At 61.4% G+C, this 16,540-nt stretch carries 18 protein-coding genes and 1 pseudogene; 12 read left to right on the top strand and 7 right to left on the bottom strand.

Translation table 11 applies throughout. The annotated features are described in order from the left end of the window. Positions 1-78: 78 nt before the first annotated feature. Entirely contained in the window at positions 79-681 is a 603-nt protein-coding gene (locus QN219_RS02320) for a superoxide dismutase (protein WP_173510524.1), read from the bottom strand. Between the two features lie 219 nt (positions 682-900). Here QN219_RS02320 and QN219_RS02315 point away from each other — a divergent pair, with 219 nt between their 5' ends. The 3 genes from QN219_RS02315 to QN219_RS02305 all read left to right on the top strand — a co-directional run bounded on the left by QN219_RS02315 (position 901) and on the right by QN219_RS02305 (position 2,108). Then, the gene (locus tag QN219_RS02315; protein ID WP_283997649.1) at positions 901-1,227 is read left to right on the top strand and encodes a hypothetical protein; all 327 of its coding nucleotides are present in this window, start codon (positions 901-903) and stop codon (positions 1,225-1,227) included. 210 nt (positions 1,228-1,437) lie between these two features. Then, a complete protein-coding gene (locus QN219_RS02310) occupies positions 1,438-1,854 on the top strand; it encodes a VOC family protein (protein WP_283997648.1) in 417 nt (138 codons plus the stop codon). Next, positions 1,851-2,108 carry a YdeI/OmpD-associated family protein gene (locus QN219_RS02305; RefSeq protein ID WP_309486522.1) on the top strand — a complete coding sequence of 86 codons (258 nt, stop codon included), beginning with the start codon at positions 1,851-1,853 and terminating at the stop codon, positions 2,106-2,108. The genes QN219_RS02310 and QN219_RS02305 overlap by 4 nt, the downstream gene beginning before the upstream one ends. 71 nt (positions 2,109-2,179) lie before the next feature. Here QN219_RS02305 and QN219_RS02300 read toward each other — a convergent pair whose 3' ends face one another. Continuing rightward, positions 2,180-3,061 (bottom strand): branched-chain amino acid aminotransferase, encoded by an 882-nt coding sequence (locus QN219_RS02300; protein WP_283997646.1) that lies wholly within the window; start codon positions 3,059-3,061, stop codon positions 2,180-2,182. A gap of 255 nt (positions 3,062-3,316) precedes the next feature. Between QN219_RS02300 and QN219_RS02295 the strand changes: the two genes are divergently transcribed. The 4 genes from QN219_RS02295 (at position 3,317) to tam (ending at position 6,629) form a co-directional block, all read left to right on the top strand. Then, the gene (locus QN219_RS02295) at positions 3,317-4,357 is read left to right on the top strand and encodes a zinc-dependent alcohol dehydrogenase family protein (protein WP_283997645.1); all 1,041 of its coding nucleotides are present in this window, start codon (positions 3,317-3,319) and stop codon (positions 4,355-4,357) included. Between the two features lie 72 nt (positions 4,358-4,429). Further along, entirely contained in the window at positions 4,430-4,981 is a 552-nt protein-coding gene (locus QN219_RS02290; protein ID WP_283997644.1) for a phosphatase, read from the top strand. Between the two features lie 198 nt (positions 4,982-5,179). Beyond that, complete coding sequence (locus QN219_RS02285) at positions 5,180-5,842, top strand: haloacid dehalogenase type II (RefSeq protein WP_283997643.1); 663 nt, start codon at positions 5,180-5,182, stop codon at positions 5,840-5,842. A 13-nt stretch (positions 5,843-5,855) separates the two neighbouring features. Beyond that, positions 5,856-6,629, top strand: a complete 774-nt coding sequence (gene tam / locus QN219_RS02280; RefSeq protein WP_283997642.1) for a trans-aconitate 2-methyltransferase — start codon at positions 5,856-5,858, stop codon at positions 6,627-6,629. Positions 6,630-6,676: 47 nt separating this feature from the next. On the opposite strand, the gene QN219_RS02275 is transcribed toward tam, so the two are convergent. Continuing rightward, on the bottom strand, positions 6,677-7,570 hold the full coding sequence (locus QN219_RS02275) for a LysR family transcriptional regulator (protein WP_283997640.1): 894 nt from the start codon (positions 7,568-7,570) through the stop codon (positions 6,677-6,679). Between the two features lie 156 nt (positions 7,571-7,726). On the opposite strand from QN219_RS02275, the pseudogene QN219_RS02270 reads away from it, so the two are divergent. Continuing rightward, positions 7,727-8,907: pseudogene (locus QN219_RS02270) on the top strand (MFS transporter). A gap of 82 nt (positions 8,908-8,989) precedes the next feature. After that, positions 8,990-9,823, top strand: a complete 834-nt coding sequence (locus tag QN219_RS02265; RefSeq protein WP_283997636.1) for an aldo/keto reductase — start codon at positions 8,990-8,992, stop codon at positions 9,821-9,823. A 93-nt stretch (positions 9,824-9,916) separates the two neighbouring features. Here QN219_RS02265 and QN219_RS02260 read toward each other — a convergent pair whose 3' ends face one another. Then, complete coding sequence (locus QN219_RS02260; protein ID WP_280659751.1) at positions 9,917-10,309, bottom strand: hypothetical protein; 393 nt, start codon at positions 10,307-10,309, stop codon at positions 9,917-9,919. Positions 10,310-10,600: 291 nt separating this feature from the next. Here QN219_RS02260 and QN219_RS02255 point away from each other — a divergent pair, with 291 nt between their 5' ends. Continuing rightward, positions 10,601-12,163 carry a DUF853 domain-containing protein gene (locus QN219_RS02255; protein WP_283997634.1) on the top strand — a complete coding sequence of 521 codons (1,563 nt, stop codon included), beginning with the start codon at positions 10,601-10,603 and terminating at the stop codon, positions 12,161-12,163. 89 nt (positions 12,164-12,252) lie between these two features. Continuing rightward, positions 12,253-12,465, top strand: coding sequence for an alkylphosphonate utilization protein (locus QN219_RS02250; RefSeq protein WP_283997632.1), 213 nt, complete (start codon positions 12,253-12,255; stop codon positions 12,463-12,465). Between the two features lie 77 nt (positions 12,466-12,542). On the opposite strand, the gene QN219_RS02245 is transcribed toward QN219_RS02250, so the two are convergent. Further along, positions 12,543-12,965 (bottom strand): organic hydroperoxide resistance protein, encoded by a 423-nt coding sequence (locus QN219_RS02245; protein WP_283997631.1) that lies wholly within the window; start codon positions 12,963-12,965, stop codon positions 12,543-12,545. Positions 12,966-13,079: 114 nt separating this feature from the next. Here QN219_RS02245 and QN219_RS02240 point away from each other — a divergent pair, with 114 nt between their 5' ends. Next, positions 13,080-13,556, top strand: a complete 477-nt coding sequence (locus QN219_RS02240; RefSeq protein ID WP_283997629.1) for a MarR family transcriptional regulator — start codon at positions 13,080-13,082, stop codon at positions 13,554-13,556. 45 nt (positions 13,557-13,601) lie between these two features. On the opposite strand, the gene QN219_RS02235 is transcribed toward QN219_RS02240, so the two are convergent. Both QN219_RS02235 and QN219_RS02230 read right to left on the bottom strand, forming a co-directional pair. Continuing rightward, on the bottom strand, positions 13,602-14,390 hold the full coding sequence (locus QN219_RS02235; protein WP_283997627.1) for a L,D-transpeptidase family protein: 789 nt from the start codon (positions 14,388-14,390) through the stop codon (positions 13,602-13,604). Between the two features lie 286 nt (positions 14,391-14,676). Next, on the bottom strand, positions 14,677-16,540 hold a 1,864-nt coding region (locus tag QN219_RS02230; protein WP_283997625.1), incomplete at its 5' end, for a bifunctional diguanylate cyclase/phosphodiesterase.

Genomic DNA, 16,540 nt, shown 5'->3' with positions numbered 1-16,540 from the left:
GCTGGCCACAACGTCTGCAACGAAAAGGCCCGGCGCAAGCGCCGGGCCGAATTGCCTGTCGAGACGAATGACAGCCGCTTACTTCGCCGCAGCTTCGTACATTTCGAGCACGTAATCCCAGTTGATGAGATTGTCGACGAACGCCTCCAGATACTTCGGGCGGGCGTTGCGATAATCGATGTAGTAGGAGTGCTCCCAGACATCGACACCGAGGATCGGCGACGCGCCGTGAACGAGCGGGTTTTCGCCGTTCGGGGTCTTCGAGATTTCGAGCTTGCCGTTCTTGACCGAGAGCCATGCCCAGCCGGAGCCGAACTGGCCGGTGCCGGCGGCGATGAAGTCGGCGCGGAACTTGTCGTAGCCGCCAAGGTCGGACTTGATGGCCGCGTCGAGCTTGCCCGGCAGGCTGGTGCCGCCGCCGCCCTTCTTCATCCACTTCCAGAAATGGATGTGGTTGTAGTGCTGGCCGGCATTGTTGAACAGCGGCTGGTTGGTCCCGTAGGACTTCTTGACGACTTCCTCGAGCGAAAGACCGGAAAGACCGGCTTCCTCGGCGAGCTTGTTGCCGTTCGTCACGTAAGCGAGGTGATGCTTGTCGTGATGATATTCGAGCGTTTCGCGCGACATATAGGGGGCGAGCGCATCGTAGTCATAGGGAAGGTTCGGCAATTCGAAAGCCATTGTGGCATCTCCTCTTGGTATGGATTTCGTCAAGGAAATCTGTGAGCGGGAACATAGGCACCGGCATAGACCGAGGCAACCGATGCGGTGCCAAAATTTCTCTGCCACACGCAAAATACTTTCGTTGCGTTTCCAGCGAACCCCTTTCCTTGGCAAATTCTCGTCAAGATCGGCGTGCTACCTACCCGCGCATTCCAGGAAAATGTGTAAGGAACCAAGATGCCGATACACCCCATCTCAATCCTGAGCCTCTTTGCCGCTGCAAGCCTTGCAGCGGGTGCGGCACATGCATCTTCGGGGGACGCATGGGAGGAATTCCGCGCAGACGTATCGGCCAAATGCATTGCCGCCGCCGAATCGCTAGAAGACATCAGCGCGGTCGTTGATCCTTTTGGTACCGAAAGCTACGGACTGGCGCTCATCTCCGGCAAGCCTAAAGCCGGCGATGGCTTTGTCACGCAGATTTGCGTCTACGACAAGCAGACCAAGGCCGTGGAACTCGGTGGCGAGATCGGTGCCCAGGTGAAACCGATATTGAGGCCGTAGTCCAGAAGCCGACAGTGTGGGCCCGCGCTTTCGCCGCACATGGCATTGGCAGGCGGGTTCGTGATGTTGGGGCTGCGCATGTGCAAGCGCGGGGAAAGCCGTCCCCGAAGCTGCATTTGTTTCCGCCCGGCCGGCAGCCGCATCGACATCCTGCACAAGGGTCCTATGTCTTCCAGTGTCCATGCACAGAACACGCAAGCGGAGGACGTTATGGAATTCCATCAGGGGCGGTTACTCGACCATGTGCATCTTCGCGCAAGAGACCTCGCCGCCAGCAAACGTTTCTATCGTGCTGTTCTCGCCGCTCTCGGCCGTCAGCCGACCTTCGAGACCGAGCAGGCGATTGCATTCGACGAACTCTACATCGATCAGGCCGAAAGCTATCGCAGCCATGTTCACATCGGCTTCCAGGCGATCGATCTGGATGCGGTTCGTCGCTTCTACGAGGCCGGTCTTGCGAACGGCGGGAAAGACAATGGCGAGCCGGGCGAGCGACCCTACCATCCCGGCTATTTCGCAGCCTTTCTCCTCGATCCCGACGGCAACAACATCGAGGCGGTCTATCATGGACCGACAACGCGCTCGTCCGCCGATGTCGTCATCCGTCCGCTGGGCACCGATACGTGACGGCCGGTACGGAGAACCTCAGACGCGCGATCCAGCCGATGCCGGATGATATCTCCACGCGGCTGCGTGACAGCGGGCTCGAGGCTGCCTATGCCGCGCGTCCCGCCTATCAGCGCAACGACTATCTCGGCTGGATCGCCCGCGCCAAGCGCAGCGAAACCCGCGAGAAGCGCATCGCCCAGATGCTTGCCGAACTTCAGGCCGGAGACGCCTATATGCGCATGCCCTATCGCGATCGGGGCGACGAGAAATAGCCACACCGCTATCGAGCGGAGACCGCCCATGCCGCCCCTGCGAGCTCGGTGATACGGGGGTGGCCGTGCCGTCAGACGTCGCGGCTCGAATGCGCCCAGTCCATGTAAAGGTCGCGCGCCTTGGCGGCGACCGGGCCGGCCTGCAGGTCGCGGTCGTCAAGGCGAGTAACCGGCAGTACTTTCGAATAATTACCGGTCGTGAATATCTCGTCCGCCGCTTCGAAATCGGCGATGGTCATCGTGATCTCGACCACCTCGAAGCCGGCCTCGCGCAAGAGGCCCATCACGCGGAAGCGGGTGATGCCGGCAAGGAAGGTCTTGTTGGCGGCCGGCGTGAAGACGACACCGTCCCTCACCATGAAGATGTTGGATGATCCGGTCTCGGCGATATTGCCAAGCATGTCGCGCACAAGCGCGTTATCGAAGCCGCGCGAGCGTGCTTCGTTGAGGATGCGGGCATTGTTGGGATATAGGCAACCGGCCTTGGCATCCGTCGGCATGCACTCGATTGTCGGCCGTCGGAAGGGCGACAAGGTCAACGATGAGCCGCCATGCGCGTTGCCCATCGGTGCCTCGAACAGGCAGAGCGCGAAACGTGTCGATTCCGGATCCACCGCCACGACGCTCCAGGAACCGTGCTCGCCCCAATACATCGGCTTCACGTAGATCGCCGTCTTGCCGTCGAACTTCTTCACGCCCTCCCAGGTCAGCGCCTCGATCTCTTCGGCGGACATCGTGGGTTTCAGCCCCAGCGATGTGGCCGAACGGTTGACGCGCTGGCAATGCAGATCAAGGTCCGGCGCGATGCCGTCGAACCAGCGTGCACCGTCGAAAACCGTGGATCCGAGCCACATCGCGTGCGAGGTCGGCCCGATCAGCGGAGGATTGCCGGAAAGCCATTCACCGTCGACATAGGTCCAGGTGGTTGAGCGGGGGGATGTATCGACGGCCATCGGCGTCTCCTCTCGTTATTGTCCGTTTGACCACGCAACTTACTCGGCTGGATCAATCCAACCGCCATATTGGTCGGCCCTGCTGATCAGAGCGAAGCGCGGCCGGAAAAGCGGACACTTTTTCCTCATTTAGCTCTAGCCGAAAAAGGCAGTATCAGGGTGAATGGGTACATCAAAAAATGTCATCGCGTCCATTGTGGAACGAGCCGAACCGCCATGCCAAAATAGCCTAACGAGCAAGGAGCCAGACCAGTCATGAAAGCGATGTATTACGACGCGTTCGAAAAGATGCCGGAGATCAGAGCATTGCCGGATCCGAAGCCGACTGAAAACGGCGTCGTCATCAACGTCGAGGCGACCGGCCTTTGCCGCAGCGACTGGCATGGCTGGATGGGACACGACGCGGACATTCGCCTGCCGCATGTGCCCGGCCACGAGCTCGCGGGAACCATTGCGGCCGCCGGACGCGGTGTCCTGCGCTACAAGGTCGGGGACCGCGTGACCGTTCCGTTCGTTTCCGGCTGCGGCCGTTGCGCGGAATGCCGCTCGGGCAACCAACAGGTTTGCGAGGCGCAGTTCCAGCCGGGCTTTACCCATTGGGGCTCGTTTGCCGAATACGTCGCGATCGACTTTGCCGACCAGAACCTTGTGCACCTGCCGGAGAGCATGGATTTCGCGACTGCCGCAAGCCTCGGCTGCCGCTTCGCCACATCCTTCCGGGCGATCGCCGACCAGGCCCGCGTCCGGGGCGGTGAGTGGGTGGCGGTGCACGGCTGCGGCGGCGTCGGCCTTTCGGCGATCATGATCGCCACGGCGCTCGGCGCCAACCCGATCGCGATCGATATTTCCGAGGAGAAGCTCGCCTTTGCCCGCAAACTTGGCGCCGTGGCAGCAATCAACGGCAAAGAAACGGGAGACGTTGCCGAGGCCGTAAGGGAAATCACAAAGGGCGGCGCCCATGTCTCGATCGATGCTCTCGGTTCGCCGGTCACCTGCTTCAATTCCATCAAGAACCTGCGCCGGCGCGGGCGGCATGTGCAGGTCGGCCTGATGCTCGCGGAGCATGCAACCCCACAGATCCCGATGGCACAGGTGATCGGCCACGAGCTTGAAATCTACGGCAGCCACGGCATGCAGGCCTGGCGCTATGACGCGATGCTTTCGATGATCACCGCCGGCAAACTGAACCCAAAGCAACTGATCGGCCGCGAGATCTCGCTGGAAGAAGCCGTGCCGGCGCTGGTGACGATGGACCGCGCCACCGATCTCGGCATCAGCGTGATTACGCGGTTCTGATCAGGGATTCCGATCGTCGCCGCGCGCTGTTATGGTTTTCGCAAGCAAGACGAATCAACGAGGGGTCCCGTCATGGCGCTTGCGGCTCAAACCACCGAAGGTGAGCTTTACCGGCCTGTTCTCGGCAGCAATTCCCGGCATCCCAACGGCTGGCATATCCGCGTGATCGTCAGTTCGCAGACCGAGGCGCGCCACAACCGCCACCTTTGGGCGCCGACGCATCTCGTCTCGATCCGCGCGCCTGCAAGCCGCCTGCTCTCCATGATCGAACTGCCGCCCGAGCGGCATCTGGAGCTTTACTTTGGCGATGCCACCGATCCGAACGCACCGGATGCCGCACGGGCGGAGGCGGTCGAGGCGACCTTTGCCTTTATTGACAGGCTGCCCGAGGATGCGCATCTGCTGGTCCACTGCCTTAGGGGCATCGGCAGGTCGACCGCGCTGACGCTCGGCATTCTAGCCCGCTACATGGCGCCCGAGGAGGCGGCCGCGGCCCTTCACGCACTTCGCCCCGAAGCCAAACCGAACCGCCACGTCGTCGGGCTCTGTGATGCCGTTCTCGGGCTCAAGGGGAAACTTGCGAAACAGGCGCTGCGTTTTCCGGCAAAAGTCTGGAAAGCTTAATTAAATTCCTATTGCTATGCATGGTGGCATTGTGCGCCGCACAAAGTTTTGACATGATCCCCGGGAAGAACTGACGAAGCGTTGCGCCTACCGCACCGGGCCCGAAATCGGAACCGATTTTCAGCGAGCACGTTGCGTGAATTCAAAGAGATAAAGCGACCTTTGTGCGCCGCTGAATGGTCATGACGGGAGGGTTCGATGTCTCTGGCGGCCTATGTCTTTGATGCCTATGGCACGCTTTTCGATGTGCATGCGGCCGTGCGGCGCCATGCCGAAGCAATCGGTCCTGATGGCCAGGCCTTTTCCGAACTCTGGCGGGCCAAACAGCTTGAATATTCCTGGGTGCGCTCGCTGATGGGCGCCTATGTCGACTTCTGGCAGCTGACCGAGCAATCGCTCGATTACGCCTTTCAGCGCTTCCCCTCGGCCGATCCGAAACTCAAGAAACGGCTGCTCGACGCCTATTGGACGCTCGACTGCTATCCCGAGGTGCCGGCCGTGCTGAGAGGACTGAAGGAGCGCGGCGCCCGCATCGCTATTCTTTCCAACGGGTCCCCGGCCATGCTCGCATCGGCGGTGAAAAACGCCGCGCTCGACATCGTGATCGACGACGTGTTCTCGGTCGATGCGGTCAAGGCGTTCAAGACGGCGCCCGCCGTCTATGACCTGGTGACGACGCAGTACCGGCTCTATCCGCACGCGGTTTCCTTCCAGTCGTCGAACCGCTGGGATATTGCGGGAGCGACAAAATTCGGCTTCCGCACCGTCTGGATCAACCGCTCCGACATGCCGGACGAATACAGGGACTATGGTCCTGCACTCATCCTCCCCTCGCTCGAGAGCCTGCAGTTCGGCATCTGAAGAAAGTCGCCTCATGGCCTGGTCGGCAGCGCAGTATGTGAAATTCGAGGACGAGCGGACACGGCCTGCGCGCGACCTCCTGGCGCAGGTGCCGGATCTCCCCGCCGGTCCGGCCTTCGACCTCGGCTGCGGGCCGGGCAACTCGACCGAGTTGATCCTCGAGCGATTTCCGAATTCCGCTGTCGTCGGCGTTGATAGCGACGAGGACATGCTGGCCGCCGCGCGCAAGCGGCTTCCGGCTCTGCGCTTCGAGAAGGCCGATCTTGCGACCTGGGTGCCGCCGGCGGAAACCACGCTCTTCTTCGCTAACGCGGTGTTCCAGTGGCTGCCGGAGCACATCGAGATCTTCGATCGGCTGATCGAGGCGCTTGCGCCCGGCGGAACGCTTGCCGTGCAGATGCCGGATAATCTCGACGAGCCGACGCACAGGCTGATGCAGGAGACGGCGGAGGCCCCGCTCTTTGCGCAAGCATATGGCGGCCGCAAGCTTCGGCGGGCGCCGCCACCGCCGCCGTCGACCTATGTCGAACGGCTCGCAGCGAAAGCGGTGCGCGTCGATGCCTGGCACACGATCTATCATCATCAGCTCGCCAGCGCCGAGGCGATCGTCGAATGGGTGAAGGGCACCGGCTTGCGGCCTTATCTCGACGCTCTGCCAGAGGATCGGCGCGCAGACTACCTCGCCGCCTACGCGGAAAAGATCCGAACGGCCTATCCGCCGATGGCCGACGGCCGGGTTCTTCTGCGTTTCCCGCGCTTCTTCATCATCGCAACCAAGGACCGGTAGATGACGCTGGCGCCGCTCGCGCAATGCAAGCGACATCGCTTTCTGTCCTAAATATTTTCGACCAGGAAATCGATGAAAGCGCGGATGCGGGCGGCAAGGTGCTCATGCCCGGCGTAGACTGCGTGCACCCGTTCCATGTCTTCCGGATTGTAGTCTTCCAGCACCGGCACCAACCGATCCGCATCGATATCCGGCTGTACGTGGAACTGCCCGACGCGGCCGAGGCCGAGACCCGAAAGGCAGAGATTGCGAACGATTGCGCCGCTGTTTGCCTGCATATTACCGGTGACCGGGCGCACATACACATTTGACGAGCCCGGATCGCGGAACGGCCAGCCGTCGAGGCTCCGGCGGAAATTGAAGGTGAAGCAATTGTGTTGGGCGAGGTCATCCGGCGTCCGCGGTACGCCATGAGCCTCAAGATAGCGCGGTGCGGCAACAATCACCTGCCGGCTATCGAGCAACTTGCGTGCCTTCAGGCTGGAATCGCGCATCGGACCGGACCGGATGGCGACGTCGGTCCGTTCCTCGATCAGATCAATGATACCGTCGTTCAAGGAGAGATCCAGCTGCACGTCGGGATAACGCGCGAGGAATTCGGCAGCAAGCGGCAGAATGTAGCGCTCGCCGAAGCCGACAGACGCGTTCACCCGTAGCGGGCCACGCGGCAGCGCCCGACCGCCGCCGGCGACCACCTGTTCCGTTTCGGCAATCGCCGCCAGGATGCGCTGCGCGCGCTGAAGGTAGATTTCTCCCTCCGGCGTCAGTTGCAGCATGCGGGTGGAGCGCATGACGAGCCGTGTCCCGAGCCTGTCCTCGATACGCGAGACAAGCTTGCTGACGGCGGAGGGCGACAGTTTGAGCCGCCGACCGGCGGCGGAAAAGCTGCGCAGTTCGGCCGCTGCAACAAAGACTTCCATTTCGCCGGCGCGGTTGTCCATTTGCCTTAACCTTTGAATTCAGTTCACAGGCATTTATCCATTCCTCCGGATTATCGCGCAAGCCCGATCGATCCATATTCCCGGTCATCAATCAAGCAAACCGCGGCACGGCCGCAAAACTCAGCCCGCATCGCGTGCGGGCGGGAAGGTCTACTTATGCCCATCGCTCTCTTGCCTTGACGATCGCGGCCTATGCGATCGGAACAACGGAATTCGTGATCGTCGGCCTCCTTCCGACGGTCGCCTCCGACCTTCACATCTCCCTGCCGCTCGCCGGCCTCATCGTCAGCGTTTATGCCCTCGGCGTCACTTTCGGCGCGCCGGTGCTGACGGCGCTTACCGGTGGGATCGAGCGCAAGCCCCTGCTCCTCGGCCTGATGGCTCTCTTCATCATCGGCAATGCCGCCGCGGCGCTTTCGCCAACCTACGAGTTACTGCTCGTCGCACGGGTCCTGTCGGCGTTCGCGCACGGGGTCTTTTTCTCCGTCGGCTCGACAATTGCCGCCGATCTCGTGCCCGAAGATCGCCGCGCCTCGGCGATTGCCATGATGTTCATGGGGCTGACGGTCGCAATCGTCACCGGCGTGCCGCTCGGTACCTATATCGGCCAGACCTTCGGTTGGCGGGCCACTTTCTGGGCGGTCACCGCGCTCGGCGCCATCGCCTTCATCGGCATCGCAGCCTTGCTGCCGAATACGCTGAGCAAGGCCGCCGCGGCACGTCTCGTCGATCAGGTTCGTGTGCTTGGATCCGGCCGCTTGCTGATCGTCTTTGCCATGACGGCGCTCGGCTATGGCGGCACCTTCGTCGCCTTCACGTTCCTGGCGCCAATCCTGCAGGAAATCACCGGTTTCTCCGAAGGCAGCGTCAGCCTCATCCTGGTGCTTTATGGCATCGCCATCGCGATCGGTAATGTTATCGGGGGAAAGATCGCCAACCGCGATCCGGTAAAGGCGCTGATCGGGCTCTTTGTCGCCCAGGCAGCCGTGCTCGTGCTCTTCGCCTTCACGGCCCCCTCTCCGGCACTGACGCTGGTCACGCTGGCGGCGCTCGGTTTCCTTTCCTTCGCCAATGTGCCCGGACTGCAGCTCTACGTCGTCCAGCTTGCCAAGCAGTACCGTCCCGGCGCCGTCGACGTCGCCTCGGCCCTCAACATCGCCGCGTTCAACCTCGGCATTGCGGTTGGCGCCTGGCTCGGTGGCCTTGTGGTCTCCTCGCCGCTGGGCCTCGCTTCGACGCCGTTCGTCGGAGCGATCCTGGTTGTCGCCGCCCTGATCCTGACGTTGTGGAGCGGCGTGCTCGACCGGCGCGCGGTTCCAGTCGGGCAGCCGGCTTGAACCTTCGTTCTGCCACCACAAGTATAGAATGTCGAATTCGCCCGGCATCTTGCCGGGCCTCTCCAAACCAAGGAGCTTTTCCATGCATGCAGTCAATTCCAACGGCGCCAATATTCCCGCCCTCGGTTTCGGTACCTTCCGCATGCCAGGCGCCGATGTCCTCCGCATCCTGCCGGGAGCGCTCAAGCTCGGCTTCCACCATGTCGACACGGCGCAGATCTACGGCAACGAGGCCGAAGTCGGCGAGGCCATCCACCAATCGGGCGTTCGGCGCGCGGATATTTTTCTGACGACGAAGGTGTGGGTCGACAATTATCGCCACGACGCGTTCCTCGCCTCCGTGGACGAGAGCCTGAAAAAGCTGAAGACAGACTACGTGGATCTTCTCCTCCTCCACTGGCCGGGCAGCGACGTGCCAATGGCCGAGCGCATCGGCGCGCTCAACGAAGTGCAGAAGGCCGGCAAGGTACGCCATATCGGCGTCAGCAACTTCAACATCGCCCAGATGGAGGAAGCCGTCCTGTTGAGCGATGCGCCGATCGCAACGAATCAGGTGGAATATCACCCCTATCTCGACCAGACGAAGGTCCTGCAAGCCGCGCGCCGGCTAGGCATGTCACTGACCGCCTACTATGCCATGGCCAACGGCAAGATACCCTCCGATCCGCTCCTCAGGGACATCGGCGCGCGCCACGGCAAGACGGCGGCACAAGTGGCCTTGCGCTGGCTCGTGCAGCAGAAGGATGTGGTCGCGCTGTCGAAGACGGCGACGGAGGCCCGGCTCAAGGAAAATTTCGCGATCTTCGATTTCGCACTGACACCGGAGGAAATGGCTGAGATCCGCAAGCTTGCGCGTCCCGACGGCCGGATCGTCAGCCCCGCGGGCTTGGCCCCCGAATGGGACAAAGCGGCCTAGGTGACGGCATCGGTGAGGCTTACGACCAGACAATAAAAAGCACCCGTCGGGTCACTCCGGCGGGTGCTGGCTGTTTTATGGGGGCCGAATCGATCAGACGAACTGGCTGAGACCCGGAACCGAGGCGACGACCTCATCGACAACCTCGTCGCCGGCCTTTTCCTTGGCGAAAGCGATCGTTTCCTTGGCGAGCGAGGTGATTTCGCCCATGCCGAGGCCCTGGCTCATCAACTGCTGGCCGAGCGCCATGACACCGCCGCCACCGATCGCCGACATCAGACCACCGAGCAGACCGCCGCCGTTGCTGCCTTCACCGTTGTATTGGGCGACCAGTTCCGGCGCGCCCGGGATCGCTTCGATCATCTTGGCAACCGGACCTTCCGCCGCCTCGCGCTGCAGGAAGCCGAGAATCATACCAACTGCCTTCTCGGCCGTTGCAGGCTCGATACCGACATTCTCCGCCACGCGGGTGACCAGCTCACTCATGGAAATCTCCTCGATTGTTTTTTTGACGTTGACGTCAAGGTAAATGATCGCCTCCGAAATAACAAGCGACGATGAACAACTCATGACGAGGCTGCGGCCATCACCCTAGTCGAGAGGAGGCGCGCACCCAAGCGTATCGTTTCACGGACCGTCGCCCTTGGCAACGCACTCGATCGAGCAACGGTTGCCGCGCCTGATTGCACCGCCTATAACAGAAATGAGCGCTATTTCAGTGACGACGCAGCGCAACGAAATGCCCGCTTTCATAGGCAAAACGGAGATCAGGCCCACATGCTGCAAGACGGCAAGCTCTATATCGGAACCAGCCGCAAGCCGGACGATTCGATCAACAAGGGCGAATATCTGGAGCTGAAATTCGGCAACCGCCACGGGCTGATCACCGGTGCGACCGGCACCGGCAAGACCGTGACGCTGCAGATCCTGGCGGAAGGATTTTCCAGTGCCGGCGTCCCGGTCTTCTGCGCCGACGTCAAGGGCGATCTTTCCGGCATCGGCGCGATGGGCGAACCGAAGGATTTCCTTGTCAAGCGCGCCGAGCAGATTGGCCTTTCACCTTACGACTTCCAGGAATTTCCGGTGATCTTCTGGGACCTCTACGGCGAGAAGGGTCACAGGGTACGCACGACCATCTCCGAGATGGGACCGCTGCTCCTGTCTCGCTTGATGAACGCCAGCGACGCTCAGGAAGGTGTGCTGAACATCGCCTTCAAGATCGCCGACGAGGGGGGGCTGCCGCTCCTTGACCTCAAGGACCTCCAGGCCCTGCTCAACTACATGGGCGAGAATGCAAGCGAGCTTTCCAACCAGTTCGGCTTCATTTCCAAGTCGTCGGTCGGTTCGATCCAGCGCGAGCTACTGATTCTCGAGCAGCAGGGCGCGGAGCATTTCTTCGGCGAACCGGCGCTGAAGATCACCGACATCATGCGGACCACCAATGACGGGCGCGGTGCGATCTCGGTGCTTGCCGCCGACAAACTGATGATGAACCCGAGGCTCTACGCGACCTTCCTGCTTTGGCTCCTCTCCGAACTTTTCGAGGAACTGCCGGAAGTCGGCGATCCGGACAAGCCGAAGCTGGTGTTCTTCTTCGACGAAGCGCATCTGCTCTTCAACGACGCACCGAAGGTGCTCGTCGAGCGCGTCGAACAGGTGGTGCGCCTGATCCGTTCCAAGGGCGTCGGCGTATACTTCGTGACGCAGAACCCACTCGATGTTCCGGAAACGGTGCTGGCGCAGCTCGGCAATCGTGTCCAGCATGCGTTGCGCGCCTATTCACCGCGCGAACAGAAGGCGGTGAAGACCGCCGCAGATACCTTCCGCCCCAATCCGGAGTTCAACTGCGCCGAGGTGATCACCAATCTCGGCACCGGCGAAGCGCTCATTTCGACGCTCGAAGGCAAGGGCTCGCCGTCCATGGTCGAAAGGACCCTGATTCGCCCGCCGGCATCGCGACTCGGTCCGCTGACGGAGGCCGAACGGCAAAAGGTGATCGATGTCAGCCCGGTGCGCGGACTCTATGACGAGAATTTCGATCGGGAATCGGCTTACGAGCTGCTAGCTAAACGCGCGGCGAAAGCCGCCGAGCAGGCCGAAGCCGCGCGGCAAGCGGAGGAACGGTCTGCGGAAGAGACGTCCGGCGGCGGACGCTGGACCCTGCCCGGTTTCGGCGACGACGAGCCAAAGGAGCCCTCCGGCAAGCAGGCACGGCCGCGCTCCTCCGGCTATCAGCGCGAAACGATCGTCGAGGCGGCGATGAAATCCGTTGCCCGCACGGTCGCGACACAGGTCGGCCGCGCCCTGGTGCGTGGCATTCTCGGCAGCCTAAAGCGATAGAGCGGCACGCCAACGATGCGAGCGCCCCCGGCTCGCGATTTCCCAACGCATTGCCCAGACCGCATCCTGCGGCCCAGAAAGGATTGACTGTGGAAGCCAAGGATTCGAACGGCGCCATCCTCAAGGACGGCGACAATGTCACGCTGATCAAGGATCTGAAGGTGAAAGGAACCTCCACCACGCTGAAACGTGGCACGCTGGTGAAGGGCATCCGCCTGACCGGCGATCCGGACGAAGTGGAATGCCGGGTCGAAAAGATAAAGGGACTGGTGCTGCGCACCGAATTCCTCAAGAAGGCTTGAGGCGACCCGCCGTCTTACATCTGAAGCCCGGAGTATCTCCCCGGGCTTCAAGACGAAAACTGCAAGCGCGTTTCGTTTCAAGCCACCGTCAGCTTTACATCGATATTTCCCTTGGTCGCATGGCTGTAAGGGCAGACCACGTGCGCCTTCTGGACCAGATCCTCGAGCACGGCCTTGTCGACGCCGGGCGAAGAAATTTCGAGCGCTGCATCAATGCCGAAACCCGTGCCGTCTTCACGCGGGCCGATTCCGACCGTACCCGTCACTTTCGTGTCTTCCGGAAGCTTTACCTTTTCCTTGCCGGCAACGAATTTCAACGCGCCGAGGAAGCAGGCGGAATAGCCGGCTGCAAAGAGCTGTTCCGGGTTGGTGCCACGGGCGCCGTCGCCGCCAAGCTCCTTCGGGACAGTGAGAGTAACGTCAAGGATACCGTCGGCGCTCTTGGCCTGGCCGGCGCGGCCGCCGGTTGCCGAGGCGGTGGTGCGATAGAGGATAGGCATGGCAGTCTCCTTCGTGTGGTCGTTGCTGATGGTCATTGCATATCGTAAAATTAAATTGCGCGCAAATTAATTTTGCAAATTGCATTACCGCCTTGAATTTGCGACAATGCAATCATGACTACCAAGGCGGCAAAATTTGAGGCAATACCCGATGAGGCGCTGACGCTTGGCCAGCAGCTCTGCTTCGCAGTCTATTCGGCGGGGCACGCTTTCAACCGCACCTACAAGCCGCTGCTTGACCGTTTTGGCCTCACCTATCCGCAGTATCTCGTCCTGCTCGCTCTATGGCAGCAGGATCGCATGACGGTGAAACGGATCGGCGAGGAAATGGGGCTCGATTCCGGCACGCTTTCGCCCTTGTTAAAGCGATTGGAGGCGGCGGGTTATGTAAGTCGATTGCGCGATCCCGGCGACGAGCGACAGGTAATCGTCAGTCTCACCGAAAAGGGCCAGGATCTGAAGGCCGAAGCCTTTGGCATCCTCGCCGAGATCGGCAAGGCAAGCGGATGCACTTTGGAGGAAGTCCGCGAGTTGCGCGAGGCGCTGCATCGCTTGACCCAACGACTGGGCAGTAGCCATCAGGAAAGCTGATCGGGCTCGCGCCCGCCTCTCAACCGAATGACGACGCTCCGGCGCCTAGATGACGAGGATCGGGGCCTTGCCGCGGACGCGATCGTAGAGGTCCATCACGTCCTGGTTGAGCATGCGCACGCAGCCGGAAGAAACAGCCTTGCCGATAGATTGCCACTCCGGCGTACCGTGTACGCGGTACAAGGTGTCCTGGCCGTTCTGGAAGATATAGAGCGCGCGTGAGCCGAGCGGGTTGTTCAAGCCAGGCGGCATGCCACCGGCGCTTTCCGAATAGCGCGCGAGCTCTGGCTGGCGTTCGATCATCGTACCCGGCGGCGTCCATTTCGGCCACCTCTGCTTCCACTGAATGACCCCGCGTCCCGACCAGGCAAAGCCTTCACGGCCGAGCCCTACGCCGTAACGCATGGCCCTTCCGCCCGGCTGAACCAGATAGAGAAAGCGATCGGCGGTGTCGACCACGATCGTGCCCGGCTGCTCGCCAAATGGATCATCGACTTCCTGGCGATAAAATCGAGCGTCGATCTCCTGATAAGGCACCGCCGGAACCTGGTAGCCGCCATCGTCTACCGCAGCGTAAATTGCCGAGTAGTAGGGGTCTTGCGGCGGCAGGCCGGTCGGCAGCGACCCCTCGTCAACAGGCCCTTCCAAGAACGCTCCGGTACGTGGATCGATCCAGCGTCCCTCCAGCGCGGGATTGCGGAAAACCGGCGCGGTTTGTTGCCGAAAGCGGTCCGTGTTCATTGACGACGTGCAACTCGCAAGCCCGGCGGAGACGACTGCTAGTCCGGATGTGCGGAGAAACTGGCGGCGGGAAAAATTGGACAGCGTTGGCATCGAACTCTAACGGGTTTGAGTGCAGCAAGCGGAAGGGGATGGCGCGACCTCAATCGGCGATTCGCGCCTCTCCGCTCTGGTCAGGAAGATCACGATGATTTCGCATTAAATCAATCCAAAATCATCGTGATCGGTTCTCAAGTCGGGTTGCGAACTGAACGGTGTTAATGCTTGTCCTCGCCCTCTCGAGTGGCGGGCTATGCATCTACGGCTGGAACGAAGCTGATGTCAGCAAACTTCCTATCACAATCATGGCACCGGCGCTCTGCAACCACCGGTACACAGCTCAGATGCCCTCAGCGTGGAGCCCGGACTGGCGGAGCAGCGCCTCGAAATCCTTGGCGACCAGTGGCGGACTGAAGAAATAGCCCTGAATCTCATCGCAACCGCTCTGCCGCAGGAAATCGACCTGCGCCTCCGTTTCAACGCCTTCGGCGATGACGCGAAGTCCGAGATTCTGCGCAAGCGAGATGATCGCCGACGTGATCGCCTTGTCATCGACATCGGAAGGAATGTCCTCGACAAAGGAGCGGTCGATCTTCAGCCGTTGCACGGGGAATCGTTTAAGCGCGCTGAGGCTCGAATAGCCGGTTCCGAAGTCGTCGATCGCGAGATGTACGCCGATCGCCTCCAGTTCACGCATTGTCGCTATTGCGCCCGGCACGTCCTGCATGATCAGGCTCTCGGTCAGTTCGAGTTCAAGGTAACCTGCCTCCAATCCGGTTTCGGCGAGCACGGCCGCCACGCGGGCCGCCCAGTTGCGTTCGAGGAACTGCCGAGCGGAAACATTGACACTGACAATCAACGGCGGCAGACCGGCTTCCTGCCAGGCCTTGCACTGACGGCATGCGGCTTTCAGCACCCAATCGCCAATCGGCACGATCAGGCCGGTCTCCTCCGCCAGCGGGATGAAGGCACCGGGCGACATCACACCGTGCACCGGGTGCTGCCAGCGCAACAACGCCTCTGCGGCGAAGACACGACCGGTCACAAGGTTCATCTGCGGCTGAAAAAGCAGGAGGAATTCACTGCGGGCGATCGCTTCGCGCAGTTCCTCGTGCCGCAAGAGCTTCTCGTGGGCCTTGGCGGCCATCTCTTCGGTAAAGACCTGGAGGTTGTTGCGACCGAGTTCCTTTGCGCGGTACATCGCCGCGTCGGCATTTGCAAGCAATTCGCTGACTGTTCGGCCCTGATTGGGAAAGCAGGCGACACCCATGCTGCAGGTCACCTGCAGGCTGCGGCCGTTGAGCTGAACCGGCGCGGCAATGGCCGCCCGGATGTCCTCTAGACGGGACAAGACGATGTCCCGCTCGGTCGGAAGGCCGTTCAAGAGAAGAATGAACTCGTCGCCGCCGACGCGCACGACCATGTCCGACTTGCGCACTGCGGCGCGCATACGTTCGGCAACAGCCTTCAGCAGGTCGTCGCCGGCCGTATGCCCGAGACTGTCATTGATGAGCTTGAAATTGTCGAGATCCAGAAAGGCCAGCACGGCCCACTGATCGCGGCCGCGAATTGCCTCGAGCACACCCGCCACCTGCGCCTCGAACAGAACGCGATTGGGAAGGCCCGTCAGCGCATCGTGGTGCGCCATGAAGCTTATTCTGTCTTCGGCTCGCTTGCGTTCGATCGCGATCCCGGCGAGATGCGTCGCCATGGCGATCAGTTCCTTCTGCTGCTCGCTCGGAACGCCGACCTCCTGCGAGTAGAGCGCGAACGTCCCAAGCACCCTGCTTTCGTGAGAATGAATCGGCGTCGACCAGCAGGAACGAAAGCCATGAGGCTTCACGAGATCTGCATAGCCCGCCCACAAGGAATCAGAATACACGTCCGAGACGATGACCTGTTCACCGCGCCACGCCGCCGTTCCGCACGAACCGACTGCTGGACCGATTTCGACGCCGTCGATCGTGGCGCAAAATACCTCGTCCAGGCTTGGGGCAGCGCCATGCATAAGATGCCGACCGTCCTCGGAGAGGAGCAGGATGGAACCCTTGACGCCAGGCAACAGCAACTCGATCAGCAGGATGAGATCGGTGAAGAACTGATCGAGCGGCTCGCTCTTCGCTATCATCTCCAGCAGTCGCGCCTGCCCTTCGAGCAAACGTTCTGCCGCTTTTCGGTCGGTGATATCGCGCGAAATGCCGACG

This window comes from Sinorhizobium sp. 8-89 (assembly GCF_030124325.1).
Lineage (GTDB): Bacteria > Pseudomonadota > Alphaproteobacteria > Rhizobiales > Rhizobiaceae > Sinorhizobium.
Note: the sequence above shows the minus strand (reverse complement) of the source record. Positions and strands in the feature narration are given on the sequence as shown.

Coding starts and splice junctions, on each gene's coding strand:
- QN219_RS02300 (WP_283997646.1), bottom strand. CDS start 3,061: ATGGCCGTCGATACATCCCCCCGCTCAACCACCTGGACCTATGTCGAC.
- QN219_RS02290 (WP_283997644.1), top strand. CDS start 4,430: ATGGCGCTTGCGGCTCAAACCACCGAAGGTGAGCTTTACCGGCCTGTT.
- QN219_RS02260 (WP_280659751.1), bottom strand. CDS start 10,309: ATGAGTGAGCTGGTCACCCGCGTGGCGGAGAATGTCGGTATCGAGCCT.
- QN219_RS02235 (WP_283997627.1), bottom strand. CDS start 14,390: ATGCCAACGCTGTCCAATTTTTCCCGCCGCCAGTTTCTCCGCACATCC.
- QN219_RS02295 (WP_283997645.1), top strand. CDS start 3,317: ATGAAAGCGATGTATTACGACGCGTTCGAAAAGATGCCGGAGATCAGA.
- QN219_RS02240 (WP_283997629.1), top strand. CDS start 13,080: ATGACTACCAAGGCGGCAAAATTTGAGGCAATACCCGATGAGGCGCTG.
- QN219_RS02255 (WP_283997634.1), top strand. CDS start 10,601: ATGCTGCAAGACGGCAAGCTCTATATCGGAACCAGCCGCAAGCCGGAC.
- QN219_RS02310 (WP_283997648.1), top strand. CDS start 1,438: ATGGAATTCCATCAGGGGCGGTTACTCGACCATGTGCATCTTCGCGCA.
- QN219_RS02315 (WP_283997649.1), top strand. CDS start 901: ATGCCGATACACCCCATCTCAATCCTGAGCCTCTTTGCCGCTGCAAGC.
- QN219_RS02320 (WP_173510524.1), bottom strand. CDS start 681: ATGGCTTTCGAATTGCCGAACCTTCCCTATGACTACGATGCGCTCGCC.
- QN219_RS02275 (WP_283997640.1), bottom strand. CDS start 7,570: ATGGACAACCGCGCCGGCGAAATGGAAGTCTTTGTTGCAGCGGCCGAA.
- tam (WP_283997642.1), top strand. CDS start 5,856: ATGGCCTGGTCGGCAGCGCAGTATGTGAAATTCGAGGACGAGCGGACA.
- QN219_RS02245 (WP_283997631.1), bottom strand. CDS start 12,965: ATGCCTATCCTCTATCGCACCACCGCCTCGGCAACCGGCGGCCGCGCC.
- QN219_RS02285 (WP_283997643.1), top strand. CDS start 5,180: ATGTCTCTGGCGGCCTATGTCTTTGATGCCTATGGCACGCTTTTCGAT.
- QN219_RS02265 (WP_283997636.1), top strand. CDS start 8,990: ATGCATGCAGTCAATTCCAACGGCGCCAATATTCCCGCCCTCGGTTTC.